Below are 15,513 nucleotides of genomic sequence, written 5' to 3' on the forward strand. Positions count from 1 at the left end.
TTCCATGAAATGTATGGATGACTTTGACGGAATAATGAATTGGGAGAATTATTTTAAAAATAGTGAAACTTTCAAAAATAATAAACCATTCAAATTTGCATTTGTTGAAGATGTGTTCAATAAAGAATTTTATGAAGATCTATATGAAACATATCCAAAATATGATGAATCTTGGAAGCATTATCAAGATTATTCTCGTTCATCTAGAAATATGGAATTAGAGGATCCGAAACAATTTCTAGAAAAAGAAAATCCCAAATTCAGCTATGCATGGAATAAGTTTTTTAGATATTTAGCTACTGAAGATTTTGTAGAAAACATGTCAAAATTTACAGGGATAGAATTTAAAAAAGTGGTACGTGTTGGATTCATTAATTCTCATAAGGGAGATTTTAGTTTACCACATATAGATGGATATACTAATCCTGATGGTTCACCTAATTCTAGAATTAATGTACTAATGTATTTCAACAAAGGATGGCAAAAAGGAGATCCTGGTGGAACTTACATATGTGAAAACGAGGATGAGTCAAGCCTCATTTTTGAACCATATAATTTAGATAATAGTTTAGTTTGTTTTGAAGAAACTCCTAATTCATGGCATGGCTCAAGATTTATCATAAAGGATGTAAGAAGACAAGCGGTTTCTTTTGCACTTATATAACATCAATTAATCAGAATATAATTAATTATTACGTGAAAATTTTGTATACCTTAATAATAAAACATTGGATAGGAATGACAATTCATGTCTCAAACTAATATTTTACGAAAAAAACTAAACTCGGGTAATTTAGTCAAAGTGGGTGGAGCATTTGATGCTATGTCTGCAAAGATTGTTGAGACACATGGATTTGATGCTATTTGGGCAGGTAGTTTTGCAATTTCTGCCACACGTGCTTTACCTGATGCAAGCATTATGACAATGACAGAATTTCTAAATGTAGCAACATCGATGGTAGATGCTTGTAGTATTCCAGTAATTGCTGATTGTGATACAGGATTTGGAGGCCCTAGCAATGTAAGTTATACTGTAAAAAAATATGAGAATGCAGGTGTCGCTGCAATTAGTATTGAAGATAAAGTATTTCCAAAACAGAATAGTCTTCTTGAAGGAGGTACACAAGTACTACTTTCTGAAAAAGAATTTGTTGCAAAAATAATTGCAGCAAAAGAAGCCAAAAAAAATCCTAATTTTACAATAATAGCTAGAACTGAAGCATTAATTGCAAATCTAGGAATGAATGAGGCAATAAAACGTGCAAAAGCATATGAAAAAGCAGGAGCAGATGCAATTTTAATTCATTCTAAACAAAATACACCAAATGAAATATTTGAATTTGTGGATACATGGAATGGAAATATTCCAATAGTTATTGTTCCTACATCATATCCAAATGTAAAATTAAATGACTTGAAAAAACATGATATAAGTATGGTAATTTATGCAAATCAAACGTTACGTGCATCATACACAGCAATGAATCAAATTTTAGAACAAATAAAAAATTCAGAGAGTCTTGAAAAAATTAATGGGCAAATTTCTTCTATGGAAGATATTTTTAAATTACAAAAAATGTATGACCTTAAAAATGAAGAAGAAATGATTAAAACTAACTTAAAAAAAATGGGCTATGTTAATTGAAGGAAAAAGAACAACGTAATATTTTTGATTATTTAAATAAAAACGGAATACAAAATTTTGTGGGAGTTCCAGATTCTACGTTAAAGTATTTTGTAGATCAAGGTTTAAGGAAAAAACAAATAATTATTACAACCAGAGAGGAAGAAGCGATTGGAATTTCAGCTGGAATGAGTATGTCTAAAAGTCCATCATTAGTTTTTATGCAAAATGCAGGTTTTGCAAATTCTTTGAGTACCATTACATCATTAGTAGAACTTTATAATATTCCAATGATTTTTTTGATTGGTTGGCGTGGATATAGAGAAGATGACGCACCAGAACACACCAAAATTGGAAAGATTCAACCAGATTTGATAAAAATATTAGGTTTGAAATCAAAAATTATTACAGATAACAATTGGAGAAAAAGTTGTGATTGGGCACTAAAAAAAATTAAAGAAGACAAATTTTGTGCGTTAATTGTAAGGAGAGAATTTCTTGATTAGACATAAAGCTGTAGAAATTGTTGTGAGATCACTTACAAAATCAGACATAGCAGTATCTGCTAATGGATTTATGAGTAGGGATTTGCATGAAGTTTTAGATAGACCGTCAAATTTTTACATGATAGGTTCTATGGGACTTGCTTCATCAATATGTCTTGGATTGGCATTAAAAAAACCAAAAAAACGTGTACATGTTTTTGATGGAGATGGGAATATTTTGATGAATCTTGGATCTCTAGTAACAATCAGTTCATTAAAACCAAAAAATTTGGTTCATGTTATATTTGATAATAATGCTCATGAATCCACAGGAGGTCAACCAACAAATTCATCATCAGTAAAAATTGATCTGCTTGCTAAAAATACAAACTATAAAATTTTTAAAACAGATTCCGAAAAATCTTTAAAATCAATTTTAATAAAAATAAAAAAAATTAATGGTCCCATACTTCTATTAATTAAAATAGAAAAAAGTAAATATGTTAGTAAAAGAATAGACATTGAACCTACATTAATAAAAACCAGATTTATGAAAGCAATCAATAGTTAAAATGAACATTATAGTAATTGCTGCTGGAACTGGAAAAAGACTTGGGATTAAAACTAAAGATCTCCCAAAATATTTGATTAAAGTTAATGAAAAAACTATAATGGAATATCAACAAGAGATGTTTGAAAAAATTCAATATGACAAATTTGTAATAATTACTGGACCTCATAAAGAAAAGTTCACTTTCACAAATGCAGTATATGTAGAAGATATCAACTATCAACATCATGATATTTTGGGTAGTCTAATGGCCGCACGAGATTACATTTTTGGAGATGTATTAATTGTATATTCTGATATAATATTTGATTATTCGATATTATCAAAAATTATTGAATCTGATGTTGATATTGGAATTGCAGTTGATATGAACTGGGAGAAAAACTATGAAAATCGAACAGAACATACAACAGAAGAAGCAGAAAATGTTTTATTAGATGGAGATAAAGTTTTAGAGATTCGAAAACACATTATAAATAAAAATAATATTGGTGAATTTTTAGGAATTATGAAACTTTCAGCTAAAGGTTCCAAAATATTTGTAAAAAAATTCCTTGATCTTGAAAGATTCCATAAAGGATCTTTCCAAAATGCTCCTTCTCTACATAAAGGATATCTTACTGACATAATTCAAGAATTAGTAAATTCTAAAGTCAATGTTAAACCAATAATTGTTACTGGAAAATGGTGTGAAATAGACACAAATCAGGATTTAGAAAAAGCATCAATAATGTTCAAATAGTATTCTGAATATTTTTTAATTCATCCCATAAACTTTTTTCAATTTGCAAATCAGTTCCAATTAGATTTTTTTCTTCTTTTGGATCATTTTCCAAATCATAAAGTTCCTTTGTTTGGTTATGCTGATTATAGATTAATTTCCATTTTGATGAACGAATTGACATTGTATTTGGTTCCTTGGGAGGTTCTTTTTTGTCCAATGGGTTTCCAGTTTCAGAATATGCCAATTGTTCTTGAATATTTTCTCCCTTGATTAATGGTATTAATGAAATACCATCCAGATGTTCAAATTCAGGATTTAATTTGATTCCAAGATATTCCAATATTGTAGGCATAAAATCAATTGTTCGTACTTGTTGGGTAATTTCTTTAGGGGCAAAATCTTTTGCCATAAAATATGTAAATGATCTTAATGTATAATCATAACAAAATACTCCATATGCTCGCTCTCCAAATTTTTCACCCACACTAACACCGTGATCTGACATTACAAGTATGATTGAATTTTCATCTAATTGTAATTCATATATTTTATTAAAAAGTTCATCAAAATAATTTTCAGCTGAATGAAATAACAAATCATATCGTTCCTCATTTTGTTTTCGATGTTCAAAATATTCTTTACTAAAATTTGTATATTTTTTTAGAACTTGAGTCATTATACCAGTATGAATATTACTATAATGTAAATATAGGAAGAAATTTTGGTCTGATTTTAATTTCTGAGTTACATTTTGTAGTAAATCTTTATGACGTTGAGTTAAATCATCATTTATTTCATCGTGAACTATGTATTTATCAAATCCTTGCTTGGGTACAACAAGTTCATTAATAACATCGGCATATGTATAGTAATTATTTTCCTTAAGATATTCTGTAATCGTTTTGAATTTATCTTTTTTAAATTTGAATGTAGACCAATAACTATTTGTACCAGTTCTAGTTCCATATGAACCACTAAACACTGCATGCATTGCTGCTATTGTATGGGGTCCATATGTAATAGATTGAGAGAAAAATACAGATTTTGATTTTAATTTATTAAAAATTGGAGAATGTAAAGCACGATCTAACCTTCCTCCATCAATCATAACTATAATTAAATTTTTTTTATTCATTTTTATCTTAAAATATTTGTAATATGCTTCTAATGTTTACCTTCTGAGTCAAACCATTGCATAGTTTCTGCAATTGCTCGTTTGGCATTTTCTCTTCCAACAAATGATAATTCTCGCTGAGAATCACCAACAATTTTTCCTCCAATTCGTAAAATCAAAATTTTACCTTTTCCTCTGAAATTATGCCTGACAAATGGTTTTACATATACTGAATCTCCTGAGTTAATATTTTTGGATAACTGCTTTCCATCAAATTCCCAAGTTAGTTTAACTGGAGTATCTCCAATATTGTAAATATATTGATGAAGCCCAGCTTTTAGATCAAGATCATTATTTTGTGAATCTAAAACCTCAACTTCAAATGCTTTAGAGTATGGTAATGTTACAGTTGAAGCAAGATCAATGAAACTATATGCCTTTGTTAGTTCAGGAAAATACCATTTTTTTCCGTCATTGTGATGCTTTATAATTACTCTATCTTCTATCTTATCATTTGGCATAAGATCTCTTGTGTTAACCTCTAATGCAGTTGCAATTTTTTTAAGATCATTATTTAATGGAATGTGATCACCTATTTCAAAACTTTCTAAATCGGATGTAAGAATATTTGTACGTCTAGAAAGCTCTTCTAACGAAATATTTGCAATTTCCCTATGGAATTTCAGTAGAGATGATGAAGTTTTTTTATTACTTGAAAAATCTAGAGCAAATTCAGAACCCAGATTAGTAGATAATGCAGAAAGTTCTTGTTGAATATCACCAGTAAGCTTGTTTCCATAAGTTAGAGCTAAAATCAATCCATTCTGTTTTGCTCCTTTTCTTGTAGTAAATGTATGAGATACAAATGGAGTAATATACATAGAATCTCCAGTATTCATTATCGCTACTTTTTTTTCTCCATTCAATGTTTTATAATAGAAATTGACTTCGCCAATAAAATAAGTAAATTGATGCATAAAATGACCATTATTCCATTGTGCTAAAGGATTGTTCGGATTATTATCATCTACATAACATAATTCCATTATCCATTCAGGGCGAAATGGTGCAACAGAGCTCATAGCAGTATCACGATATTCGTAATAGTGTTTACCTGCTCTATCCATAATTCTACTACTTTTTTCAGATTCTTTCATTGTCATTATTTTAATTCCTGTTGGACAGTCATCTCGAATTATGTAAAAATCTCTTGCATTTACTGGCCAAATTTTGACAGCTTTTTCTAAAATTTCTTGTGAAACAGTCTTTTGACCAGAAATTATTAAATTAATTTCTTCCAATGTAATGCCTAATTCAAATGCAGCATCTTCAGGTCTTCGTTTTATATCATTTAAAATGCCTAAAAAATTTTGGCCAGATTTAATTAATTCTAATTTATCTTCAACCAATTCTTCTTTTAACATAATATACCAACTAATCTAGTTATTATTGTGTATTACGATTTAGAGTATTAAAACAATATGTAGAAATAAAAAATATTTTGAATTTCGTCGTTAAATTTTGACTAAATCAAAAAATGAGAAATTTATTTTTTCAAAGGATCGTCATCTATCCAAATTCTACTTACATCTAAAGGGACACCAGAATTAATTTTTGCCAATTCAGGATTATTATCTAAAAATTTAATGATAGTTTTTAAGGAAATTAATTTGTGTTTTTTTCCAAGAGAGTCATAAATTGACCTTGCAACATAAAGATCTTCTGGAGTATCTACAGTCAATCTTATTTCAGATCTTTGAAATTCCTTGGGAGGGGAAATGTGGAATATTTTGAATTTATTTATATTCTCTTTAATGTATAATGAACATAGTTCACTACGATGTTTTTTTGAGCCTTCTTTATGAGATTTTTCAAAGGAACTCAGGTTAACAACTTCATATCCAGTTCCTAATGGCACATTAAAACATGTTGAAAAATCATAATTACCAGAAACGTGCTTTTGTAAAATTTCATCTATTCCTTCCCAGTAAATATAAGGATTTTCGGGTGTAATTCGAAATATAATATCAGCATTAACATATTTTGCACCGTTGATTAAACGTTTTAAGACATCAGTATCATCACCAATTATAAATTTAATTCCATTTTTAAGAGCATAATCTACAAAAACTTCATTTCCAGGTCTTGAACTAATTGCGAGAACTATATCTGTAATCATCTTTGAAGTTTTAAGTTGATTAATCATATGATCAATAATAGGTCTATCACCTACAAGTTGCATTTGTTTTGCAAATAATCGAGTCGAATGTATTCTACATGCAATAACTGCAGCAATTTTATGAGATTTTTTATCTATCATATGTTTACTAAGAGTACTTCCCTTAGAGATATTTTTTGAAGTAATCTTTCCAAGGAAATCATATAAAGATACAGAATCTTTTGTTTTTGTACGTTTGAAATTGAATAAATTTTCATCTAGTTTTGTACCTTTTTTTAAAAATTTTTTTGCGATAGGATTTTTTTTATGTGTTAATCGATAAATTAATTCATTTTTTGAAAGTATAAATTCTTCTTTTCCAAAAGTTTTTTCAACTTTTCTTATATGTAATATCATTTTTTTAAATTCATCAGGATTTAATGATGAAAAATAATCTAAACCCTTTTCATCTCTATTCAATGTAAGATGTTTTTCAACAATTGTAGCCCCCATTCCAATTCCAACCATTGGAATGATTGAAGATAATTCAGAGCTGCCAGAGACATGATCCATAATACCTATTTTAAATGAATATTTTTCCTTTAATTTTTTAATTTTGTTTAAATTCAAATCAGACAATTTAGTTGGATATCCTTGAAATCCATGCATAAGGATAATTTCTTTAGGTATAAATTGTAGAATCTTAACTGCCTCATCTATTTCATTTAAAAAACATCCTGCAGTTGAAAGTAATATAGGATTTTTTTGTTTTGAAAGAAATCTAAGAAGGGTAGGATTCATTAAATCAGCTGAATGAATTTTAAATCCATCTACTCCAAGATTTAAACAAGATTTGGCACTTTTAATTCCAAAAATATCTACAAAAACCTTTAAACCACATTTTTTTGCAAATTTTATTAAAATACTCCATTCTTTTTTGGACATTTCTAGTTTTTTGTAAAGTGAATATAATTCATGATTGGGTTCCGCTAATTCATTTGCTGTGAATTTTTGATATTTTATTGCATTTGCTCCAGCTCTTGCTGCAGCCAAAGTAATTTTCTTTGCTTTTTCCAGATCTCCCTCATGAGCATTAGCCATTTCAGCTATTACAAATATATGATTTGTAGAAAATAATGACATGTTTTAAATCGGTTAATACATTATTAATCAGTTTTTACTTTAATCATGAATTTCTATTTAATTGATTTGTATAAAACATTAAAATCTCAAAAAATGTTATTTATTCTTGATTAAACATAAATTTCAAAAATCTTTTTAAACACTTTTAATTAGAATTACCTGATTTTACATGTATTGAGAGTTTGTAAAAAATGCATACAACCAGACACTAGACCAAAAGTTTACTTTAATGAAGAAGGAATATGTGGTGCATGTCTTTGGGAAGAAGAAAAAAAAAATATTAATTGGGGATCAAGAGAAAAAGAATTACAAGATATTGCAAAATGGGCTAAAAAAAATACAAGATCAAGTTATGATTGTATTATAGGAGTTAGTGGAGGAAAAGATAGTACATTTCAAGCAATTACTGCACGTGATAGATTAGGTTTACGATGTCTTTTAGTTAATGGAGAACCAGATGGAATTACTGAATTAGGAAAACAAAATATTGAAAATCTAAAAAATTTAGGTTTTGATGTTATTTCATTACGTCCCAATCCCAAAATAATGAAAAAAATGATGAGGAGAGATTTTTATAAATATCTAAATCCACAAAAAATTACTGAGTATGCACTTTATTCATCTGCATATATTATTGCAGATCAATTTGACATTCCATTAATAATTCAAGGAGAAAACGGAGCCTTAACTTTAGGAGTTACTCTCACGGGATTAGGGACAGATGGAAATGCATTAAGAGTAAATGAATCAAACACACTTGGAACAGGCTGGGAAGAATATCTGGATGATGATGAGATTGAAGATAGAGATTTATTCATGTATCATTATGATAGAAAAAATTTAGAAGAAAAAGAATATAAAGCAATTTGGATACAATACTATCTTAAAGAATGGTCTTTTTTCCACAATGCAGAATTTGCATTAAAATATGGATTTAAGGGACATTCTGATGAATTTGATCTAACCACAATCGGAACTTTTGTTCCGTATGCACAAATCGATAGTGATTTAACACAAGTTAGTCAAATGTTAAAAAATATAAAATTTGGATTTGGACATGCAAATGATCATGCATGTTACGCAATTAGAGATGGAAGAATTACTAGAAAAGAAGGATTAGAGTTAGTAAAAAAATATGATGGAAAATGTGCTGATATATACGTAAAAAAATTATGTAATCATTTAGATATTCCAATAGAAGAATTTTGGAGTGTAGCAGAAAAATTTAGAGGTAATATGTGGAAAAAAGATCATAATGGGAATTGGCAAAATACTTATTGGGATTATGTAAATATTTAATTATAAATTATTTTTTCTAAATATATCCTAATTTCTTTAATTCAGTTTCAATTTTTTCTTTGGTTTCTTCATTCATATCTTCAAAATCATCTTGCAAAGCAAAATCATCGTCAAGTGTAGATAAAATATTTTCCATTTGTTGAACTATATGAGAATATTTTTTAGCAATATTTTTTTCTTCGAAAGGATCAACTTTCAAATCAAACAAACATACATCTTTTTTTGGATCATTTCTATTACGGAAATATTTGTATTCAGAAGTTCTGATACCAAGTTGATCTTTACTTGTTGGAGCAAACCATTTAGGAGTAGATTCAATTCTTACGGGTAATTCATCCATGGTTTCTCCATCAAAATAGGGTTTCAGACTTCTTCCATGAATCTTATCCTTTCTTGGAGGCAATCCTATCAAATCACAAATTGTTGGAAAAACATCAATTAGGCGTGTTTGGTTCTGTATAACAATTTCATTTGGAATATTATAACCTGAGAAAACTAGGGGAACTCGAATTAAATTATCATAAATCTCTTCAACATCAGCTATTGCATGCATTAAAATTCGTTTTTCATGGATGCTGATTTTTTGTCGATTTATTTGAACAAATCGAATTTTTGTAAGTATGCTTTGGGGTAGTCGAAGACATTTTCCAATCATATTTCTAACAAATTTTAATTTTGGGGATAGATTAGGTTTAAACCAAAAGGTATTTGAAACAAATTTCTGTGCTTTAATATCAAAATCGAGAGGTTTTTTATCATAATTTACAAACTTCATTGATGGTGTATAAGATGCTTCATCAGAACCATGATCACCAGTAAGAATAACTATAGTTTGATCTAAATTAATTTCTTGTAAAATTTTTCCTATCCAAATATCAACAGATGAAAGCATTTGATCATATCTATTTAATCCAAATTTAGAATCATTGAATGATTCAGGAAGTTCGCCTAATTCATGAAGATCCATTGTATGGGCATACATTAACCACGGTTCTCTCATTTTTTTAGAATTTAATTGATCAATAACTTTTTCACCAAAGCCTGTTGACAAAATTAATTCTTTGTAACTTGGTACAAATTTATCTTCAAAATGTTTTGCTAATCCCCAAAACTCAAGTGCATTGGGAATTGCAGCATATGTATAATATCCAAAATCTCTTAAAAGTTGAATGTATGTAGTATTAGAAAATAGTTTCATATTTTTTCGATCACTTCTTAAAGCCTGGAATGGATAAAGCCCAGTCAAAATACTTGAAGTAGATAACAAAGTTGAAAAAGCAGAACTAATATTTTGTTGAAAATAAATTCCATTTTTAATTAATGAGTCGATATTTGGAGTGATTGCAGTTTTATTTTCTCCAACGCATTTGTCTGATCTAAATGAATCAAGAACTAAAAATAAAATATTTGGTTCTGGAATAGTCATTTAATAAAAATAAATGTAAACATGTTATAAAGGCAAGGTTTTTTACTCAATTAATAAAAACACCAATATCTTGTTTGATGGTAAAAAAGTACTAATTACTGGTGGAACTGGGTCATTAGGAACAGCATTAGTAAATAAAATTCTAAAAACAGACGTAGATACAATTCGAATTTTTAGTAGAGATGAATGGAAACAAGTTCAGATGAGATCTAAACTATCAGATAAACGATTAAGATTTTTTATTGGAGATGTTAGAGACAAAGAAAGATTATCTAGATCTTTAGAAGATGTAGATATAGTAATTCATGCAGCTGCATTAAAACATGTTCCTGTAGTAGAATACAACCCATTTGAAGCTGTAAAAACAAATGTGTATGGAACACAAAATTTGATTGACAGTTGTTTAGAAAATAATGTAAAAATAGCTCTTGCCGTCGGAACTGACAAAGCTGTTTCTCCATTGAATACATATGGTGCTACCAAATTACTAATGGAGCGATTATTTGTATCAGCAAATCATTATAGAGGATTTCATGATACTAAATTTAGTTGTGTTAGATATGGAAATGTGTTAGGTAGTAGGGGATCATTGGTTCCAACATTAGTAGAACAAATTCGATCAGGTAAAAAAATTACTATAACAGATCCTGAAATGACAAGATTTAACATTACCATGGATGAAGCCTTAGGATTAATTTTTAGAGCAATTTCAAAAGGAGTTGGAGGAGAAATTTTTATTCCAAAAATTAAAGCATATAAAGTTGGAGATATGAAAGATGTAATTCTTGAATTATTAAATAGTAAAACTGAAACGGAAATAATTTCAATTAGACCTGGTGAAAAAATTCATGAATCTTTGATTATTAAAGATGAATTAAAAAATACGTATGAAAATAATGATGATTATGTAATATTCGATAAACAAACCCAAGATCATGAACTATTACCTGAATTTCAATTATCTAATTTATCAGAACAATACTCATCAGATAAAGTTGAACTATTATCAAAAGAAAAATTAAAACAAATTTTAACTACAGAAAAATTAGTTATTTCATAAATTTTTAGAATTTTCAATTTTCTTTATAAATTCAGAAGATAATAACTCAAATTTTTCTTTGTGTTGTTCTAAAAATTTGGCCATCTTATCTAACGAAATTTCAGTATCAACCAAAGAACCTCCATAATAGAAATAATCTGCAAAGAGTTGAACAAATCCATCAAAATCAAAATCAAATGAAATGTCTTCAATAAAATTTATGTATTCATTTACATCCGAAGCTTGGACTTGAGTGTTTAATGCCTGATTAATTACGGAGTGAAGATCTTCAAGAGATTTCAATCTAAAAACAGATGGTAATGTAGAGAATGCGGTATCAACGAAAAGAATTGAAGGTTTTTGATAAATTGCAGCATCAAAGCTACTGGTTCCAGAAATTGTTACAACCAATGAGCAGTTTTTTAAAAGTTGTGTATGATCTGCAGAAGGATGAAGAAAAATTATGTTTGGAATTTCCATGATTTGTTTATAATCAGAGATAGATCTCCAACAACGTGCAAACATCATTGGGTGTTCTTTTAAAACTAGTTTGTATCCAACAGGCAAAGATTGAGCAATATTTTTGATCACTTCACTTTGATTAGTATAATAAGGAGCCAGTAACAAAAGTGAACGCTCTTGTTCTATATGGAGTGGAAAATAAACAAAAGGTAAGTGTTGTTCAATTTTTTTGGGTAAATTTGTATTAATAAAATTTTTTCTATATTTTGTTTTTAATTGATATAAGATAGATTTGAAAAGTACTCTCAATTTAGTTCTTCCATAATATGTATAATGGGTTTTGACATTGCTGTTATCAGATATAAAAAGAAATTGAAATACAGCTTTGAAAAATCCTGATTTGGATTTTTGGAATTTTTCTTCAAATTCTACTCCTTGTTTATGAAGACTAAAATTTGTATGATAGTCAAGTAGTTCATCAAAAGTTCTATTGACTGAAATATTTTTAGTTATTTTGTAATCTAACATTTCATCATCATTAGCTATTATACATTTGTAACCAATTCGTACTGGTTTTAAGATTAAGATTTTGATTTTTTTCACTTTACAGATTTTGTAGAATAGATAATTATGATGAAATGGGGGTTGACTCATAATTACATAATTTGGGTTGATTTCATCAATAATCTTTTCATATAATTTGCACTCTTGTTCTAGAATCGATAAAACATTTTCTTCTGTAAATTTGAAGTAATCATTGAATTTGTAGAATATTCTTTCATTATATGCTAAAAGCCATAAATTAATATCATATTTTTTTTCAAATGATTTCAAATAATCAATATCAGGTTTTGAATTAATGTTAAAATAGTCATGATAAAACCAAATTTTTTTAAAATTTACAAATTTTTGAGATTGAAAAAATAATTTTGTTCTGTCTGTGATATCTATAATTGCAAACAAATCACAGTCATGATTTTCTTGGAGAGATTTTGCAGTACCATAATCAACTAAGGTTTGATCTATCCAAAAAAGAATTTTATCTTTCATTTTTATCAAAATACCAAATTACTCAAAATCCGTAATCCCATCTCCGGTATCAACATCAATCTTTGATTTTTTTCCATTAACAGATTCTAAAAATCTAGATTCTATACCTCTTGACCGTTTTCCGGGTCTTAGAACATCAAAATTAACTCCTTCTACAAGAGTTTCACCTTTTTTTATAGGTTTTAATGCTTGGAGAGAACGCGTAGCAAATTGTTTGAGTTCCAATTCTTCATTAAGAACTTGTTTATCCCCAGATCCTTTTGCAAGTTCAGCATTCCTTATAGCTTTGACCATCATTTCCAATTCATTAGGAATTAATGCAAATGGATGATCAGGTCCGGGTAGAGTTCTATCCATCGTAAAATGTTTTTCAATAATTATCGCTCCAAATGCTACAGCCATAATAGGTGCAAGAATTGGATCAATACTATGATCAGATAGACCTACAGGTAAGTCATATCGGGAATTAATTTTAGGAATAACCGAAAGATTGAGTGCTTTAATTGGACAAGGATATTTTGAAGTACATTGCAAAATTTTGATATGTTCATTACCATTTTTTTTCAACAAATTTACTGCAAAATCAATCTCTTCAAACGTACTAGCACCAGTAGAAATTATGATAGGTTTTTTAGTTTTTGCAAGAAATTCTAAGAGTCTAACATGATTGATTTCATATGATGCAATTTTATGAATTGATACATAAGGATTTACTTCAACAGCATCCTTAACAGAAAAAGGAGTGGACATGAATTCAATTCCATGTTGTTTTGAATAATCAGCTAACTGTGGAATCATTTCATAAGGCATAGAAAGATTTTTAAAAATATCATTAATTTCTTGATTCATTCCTTTTTCAGAGAGATAATCACTTTGACCAGCATTTTCTGCATATAGAGTTTCAGGTCTGTAAATTTGAAATTTTACTGCATCAGCTCCGCTTTTTGCAGCAATTTCAATTAGATGTTTAGCACATTGCAGATCTTCTTCAAAAGTTCCACATTTCCAATTAGAACCAGCTTCAGCTATTACAAATACATGATTAGGATTATCTAGTTCTGTCATACTATCAATAAAAATTAAAATCATTTGAAGATAAAATACTTTTATTGAAAAAATAGTTTTTGAACATAGTTAAATTAACTAAATCATTCAAATTACTAATTTTTATCCGCTTCAAGTGATTTTGTATAACCTTCGTGAGAATCAATGTTTTTGTTAATTTCTAATAAATGAGGTTTAATTTTCAGTAAATCTAAGATATCTTCAACCAAAATTGGTTTTTTATCTATATTCTTATAGACAGCTCTAACAAATTCTAAATCCTCTATTCTGTCAACTGTCCAATGTAGATGCGAAAGATCACAGGGATACTCCAGATGTCCAATTTTAAAATCTTCAGGGTGATTGTAAATGTATGAGGTTACGTGTTCGCGTTCAGATGGTTTTTGAGCATTTTTCCAAGCACGTTCAAGTGTTTTAAAACTAAAAATTTCTACTTCTGAACCAACAGGATATCTATTTTTATCATTAAAATTATTAACGTAATCAAAATTTGAATTATTAAAAAAATTTATAGTTTTGTCAACAACACATGGGTCAATAAAAGGGGCATCACCACTAATTCGAACAATTTGCTTAATATTGTGATATTTCGCACAGTGATAATATCGATCTAATACATCTGTATGACTGCCTCTAAAATAAGAAATTTTTAAAAAATCAAGTTGTTTGATTAACGGTAATTCAGATATTTCGTCAGAAGTTGCAATAATTTTTCCTGATAAAAATTTTGAATATGATAATTGATTTAATAGTGATTCAATGATTGATACACCATTAATTTTCATTAGGATTTTTTTAGGAAGTCTCGTAGAAGACATTCGAGCTTGAATTATTGCAACTGAATCCAATTGTATAATGCACTTAATTAGGCTATTTAGATGTTAAAAAATTATAAGATTGAAAAATAAGAGATAATTATTATCATGGCTTCAGCCTTAAAATTAAAAAAAATAACACTATCTGATATTAGATTCTTATATGAACTTTTGAGTGAAAGAGAATCCAAAATATTCATTTCTCATAAGGGTATGCCAACATGGGAAGAACATGTAAAATTTGTTAAATCAAAACCATATTCAAAATGGTATATAATTATTCATGAAGATAAAAAGATAGGAACAGTATCTCTGACATTTGAAAACGAAGTAGGGATTTTTATCAAAAAAGGAATTCAAGGTAGAGGAATTGGTTCATGTGCACTAAAAATGTTAATAGAAAAGAATCCCAATTTACGATATCTTGCAAACATTAATCCTAAAAATAAAGAATCAATCAAATTTTTCAAAAAGAATGGATTCAAATTAATTCAATACACTTATGAGATAACAAATTCAAACAAAAAATAGACGAAAA

The 15,513-nt window shown here is 28.3% G+C and carries 15 protein-coding genes; 8 read left to right on the forward strand and 7 right to left on the reverse strand.

Going from position 1 to position 15,513, the window contains the following annotated elements:
* The first annotated feature begins 13 nt into the window (after nt 1-13).
* From WDZ98_RS02950 to WDZ98_RS02970, 5 genes are all read left to right on the forward strand, one after another.
* The gene (locus WDZ98_RS02950) at nt 14-664 is read left to right on the forward strand and encodes a 2OG-Fe(II) oxygenase (RefSeq protein WP_368056951.1); all 651 of its coding nucleotides are present in this window, start codon (nt 14-16) and stop codon (nt 662-664) included.
* A gap of 84 nt (nt 665-748) precedes the next feature.
* Entirely contained in the window at nt 749-1,645 is an 897-nt protein-coding gene (locus tag WDZ98_RS02955) for an isocitrate lyase/phosphoenolpyruvate mutase family protein (protein ID WP_368056952.1), read from the forward strand.
* Nucleotides 1,642-2,130 (forward strand): thiamine pyrophosphate-binding protein, encoded by a 489-nt coding sequence (locus WDZ98_RS02960; protein WP_368056953.1) that lies wholly within the window; start codon nt 1,642-1,644, stop codon nt 2,128-2,130. Before WDZ98_RS02955 ends, WDZ98_RS02960 begins: the two co-directional genes overlap by 4 nt.
* Nucleotides 2,123-2,680 carry a thiamine pyrophosphate-dependent enzyme gene (locus WDZ98_RS02965; RefSeq protein WP_368056954.1) on the forward strand — a complete coding sequence of 186 codons (558 nt, stop codon included), beginning with the start codon at nt 2,123-2,125 and terminating at the stop codon, nt 2,678-2,680. The genes WDZ98_RS02960 and WDZ98_RS02965 overlap by 8 nt, the downstream gene beginning before the upstream one ends.
* A 1-nt stretch (nt 2,681) precedes the next feature.
* Nucleotides 2,682-3,422: an NTP transferase domain-containing protein gene (locus WDZ98_RS02970; RefSeq protein ID WP_368056955.1), complete on the forward strand. Its 741-nt coding sequence runs from the start codon at nt 2,682-2,684 to the stop codon at nt 3,420-3,422.
* On the opposite strand, the gene WDZ98_RS02975 is transcribed toward WDZ98_RS02970, so the two are convergent.
* The 3 genes from WDZ98_RS02975 to WDZ98_RS02985 form a co-directional block, all read right to left on the reverse strand.
* Nucleotides 3,415-4,539, reverse strand: coding sequence for a sulfatase (locus WDZ98_RS02975; RefSeq protein ID WP_368056956.1), 1,125 nt, complete (start codon nt 4,537-4,539; stop codon nt 3,415-3,417). The genes WDZ98_RS02970 and WDZ98_RS02975 overlap by 8 nt on opposite strands.
* A gap of 29 nt (nt 4,540-4,568) precedes the next feature.
* Entirely contained in the window at nt 4,569-5,942 is a 1,374-nt protein-coding gene (locus WDZ98_RS02980) for a hypothetical protein (RefSeq protein ID WP_368056957.1), read from the reverse strand.
* A gap of 122 nt (nt 5,943-6,064) precedes the next feature.
* Nucleotides 6,065-7,819, reverse strand: coding sequence for an N-acetylneuraminate synthase family protein (locus WDZ98_RS02985; RefSeq protein ID WP_368056958.1), 1,755 nt, complete (start codon nt 7,817-7,819; stop codon nt 6,065-6,067).
* A gap of 174 nt (nt 7,820-7,993) precedes the next feature.
* Between WDZ98_RS02985 and WDZ98_RS02990 the strand changes: the two genes are divergently transcribed.
* On the forward strand, nt 7,994-9,118 hold the full coding sequence (locus tag WDZ98_RS02990) for an N-acetyl sugar amidotransferase (protein ID WP_368056959.1): 1,125 nt from the start codon (nt 7,994-7,996) through the stop codon (nt 9,116-9,118).
* A gap of 16 nt (nt 9,119-9,134) precedes the next feature.
* On the opposite strand, the gene WDZ98_RS02995 is transcribed toward WDZ98_RS02990, so the two are convergent.
* A complete protein-coding gene (locus tag WDZ98_RS02995) occupies nt 9,135-10,544 on the reverse strand; it encodes a sulfatase (RefSeq protein WP_368056960.1) in 1,410 nt (469 codons plus the stop codon).
* 70 nt (nt 10,545-10,614) lie between these two features.
* Between WDZ98_RS02995 and WDZ98_RS03000 the strand changes: the two genes are divergently transcribed.
* Entirely contained in the window at nt 10,615-11,604 is a 990-nt protein-coding gene (locus WDZ98_RS03000; protein WP_368056961.1) for a polysaccharide biosynthesis protein, read from the forward strand.
* On the opposite strand, the gene WDZ98_RS03005 is transcribed toward WDZ98_RS03000, so the two are convergent.
* The 3 genes from WDZ98_RS03005 to WDZ98_RS03015 all read right to left on the reverse strand — a co-directional run bounded on the left by WDZ98_RS03005 (nt 11,599) and on the right by WDZ98_RS03015 (nt 15,008).
* On the reverse strand, nt 11,599-13,095 hold the full coding sequence (locus WDZ98_RS03005) for a hypothetical protein (protein ID WP_368056962.1): 1,497 nt from the start codon (nt 13,093-13,095) through the stop codon (nt 11,599-11,601). The genes WDZ98_RS03000 and WDZ98_RS03005 overlap by 6 nt on opposite strands.
* A gap of 18 nt (nt 13,096-13,113) precedes the next feature.
* Nucleotides 13,114-14,160, reverse strand: coding sequence for an N-acetylneuraminate synthase family protein (locus WDZ98_RS03010; protein WP_368056963.1), 1,047 nt, complete (start codon nt 14,158-14,160; stop codon nt 13,114-13,116).
* Nucleotides 14,161-14,255: 95 nt separating this feature from the next.
* Complete coding sequence (locus WDZ98_RS03015) at nt 14,256-15,008, reverse strand: acylneuraminate cytidylyltransferase (protein WP_368056964.1); 753 nt, start codon at nt 15,006-15,008, stop codon at nt 14,256-14,258.
* A gap of 75 nt (nt 15,009-15,083) precedes the next feature.
* Here WDZ98_RS03015 and WDZ98_RS03020 point away from each other — a divergent pair, with 75 nt between their 5' ends.
* On the forward strand, nt 15,084-15,506 hold the full coding sequence (locus tag WDZ98_RS03020) for a GNAT family N-acetyltransferase (RefSeq protein WP_368056965.1): 423 nt from the start codon (nt 15,084-15,086) through the stop codon (nt 15,504-15,506).
* Nucleotides 15,507-15,513: the final 7 nt, after the last annotated feature.

The organism is Candidatus Nitrosopumilus sp., from assembly GCF_040878665.1.
In the GTDB taxonomy this organism is placed as follows: Archaea; Thermoproteota; Nitrososphaeria; order Nitrososphaerales; family Nitrosopumilaceae; genus Nitrosopumilus.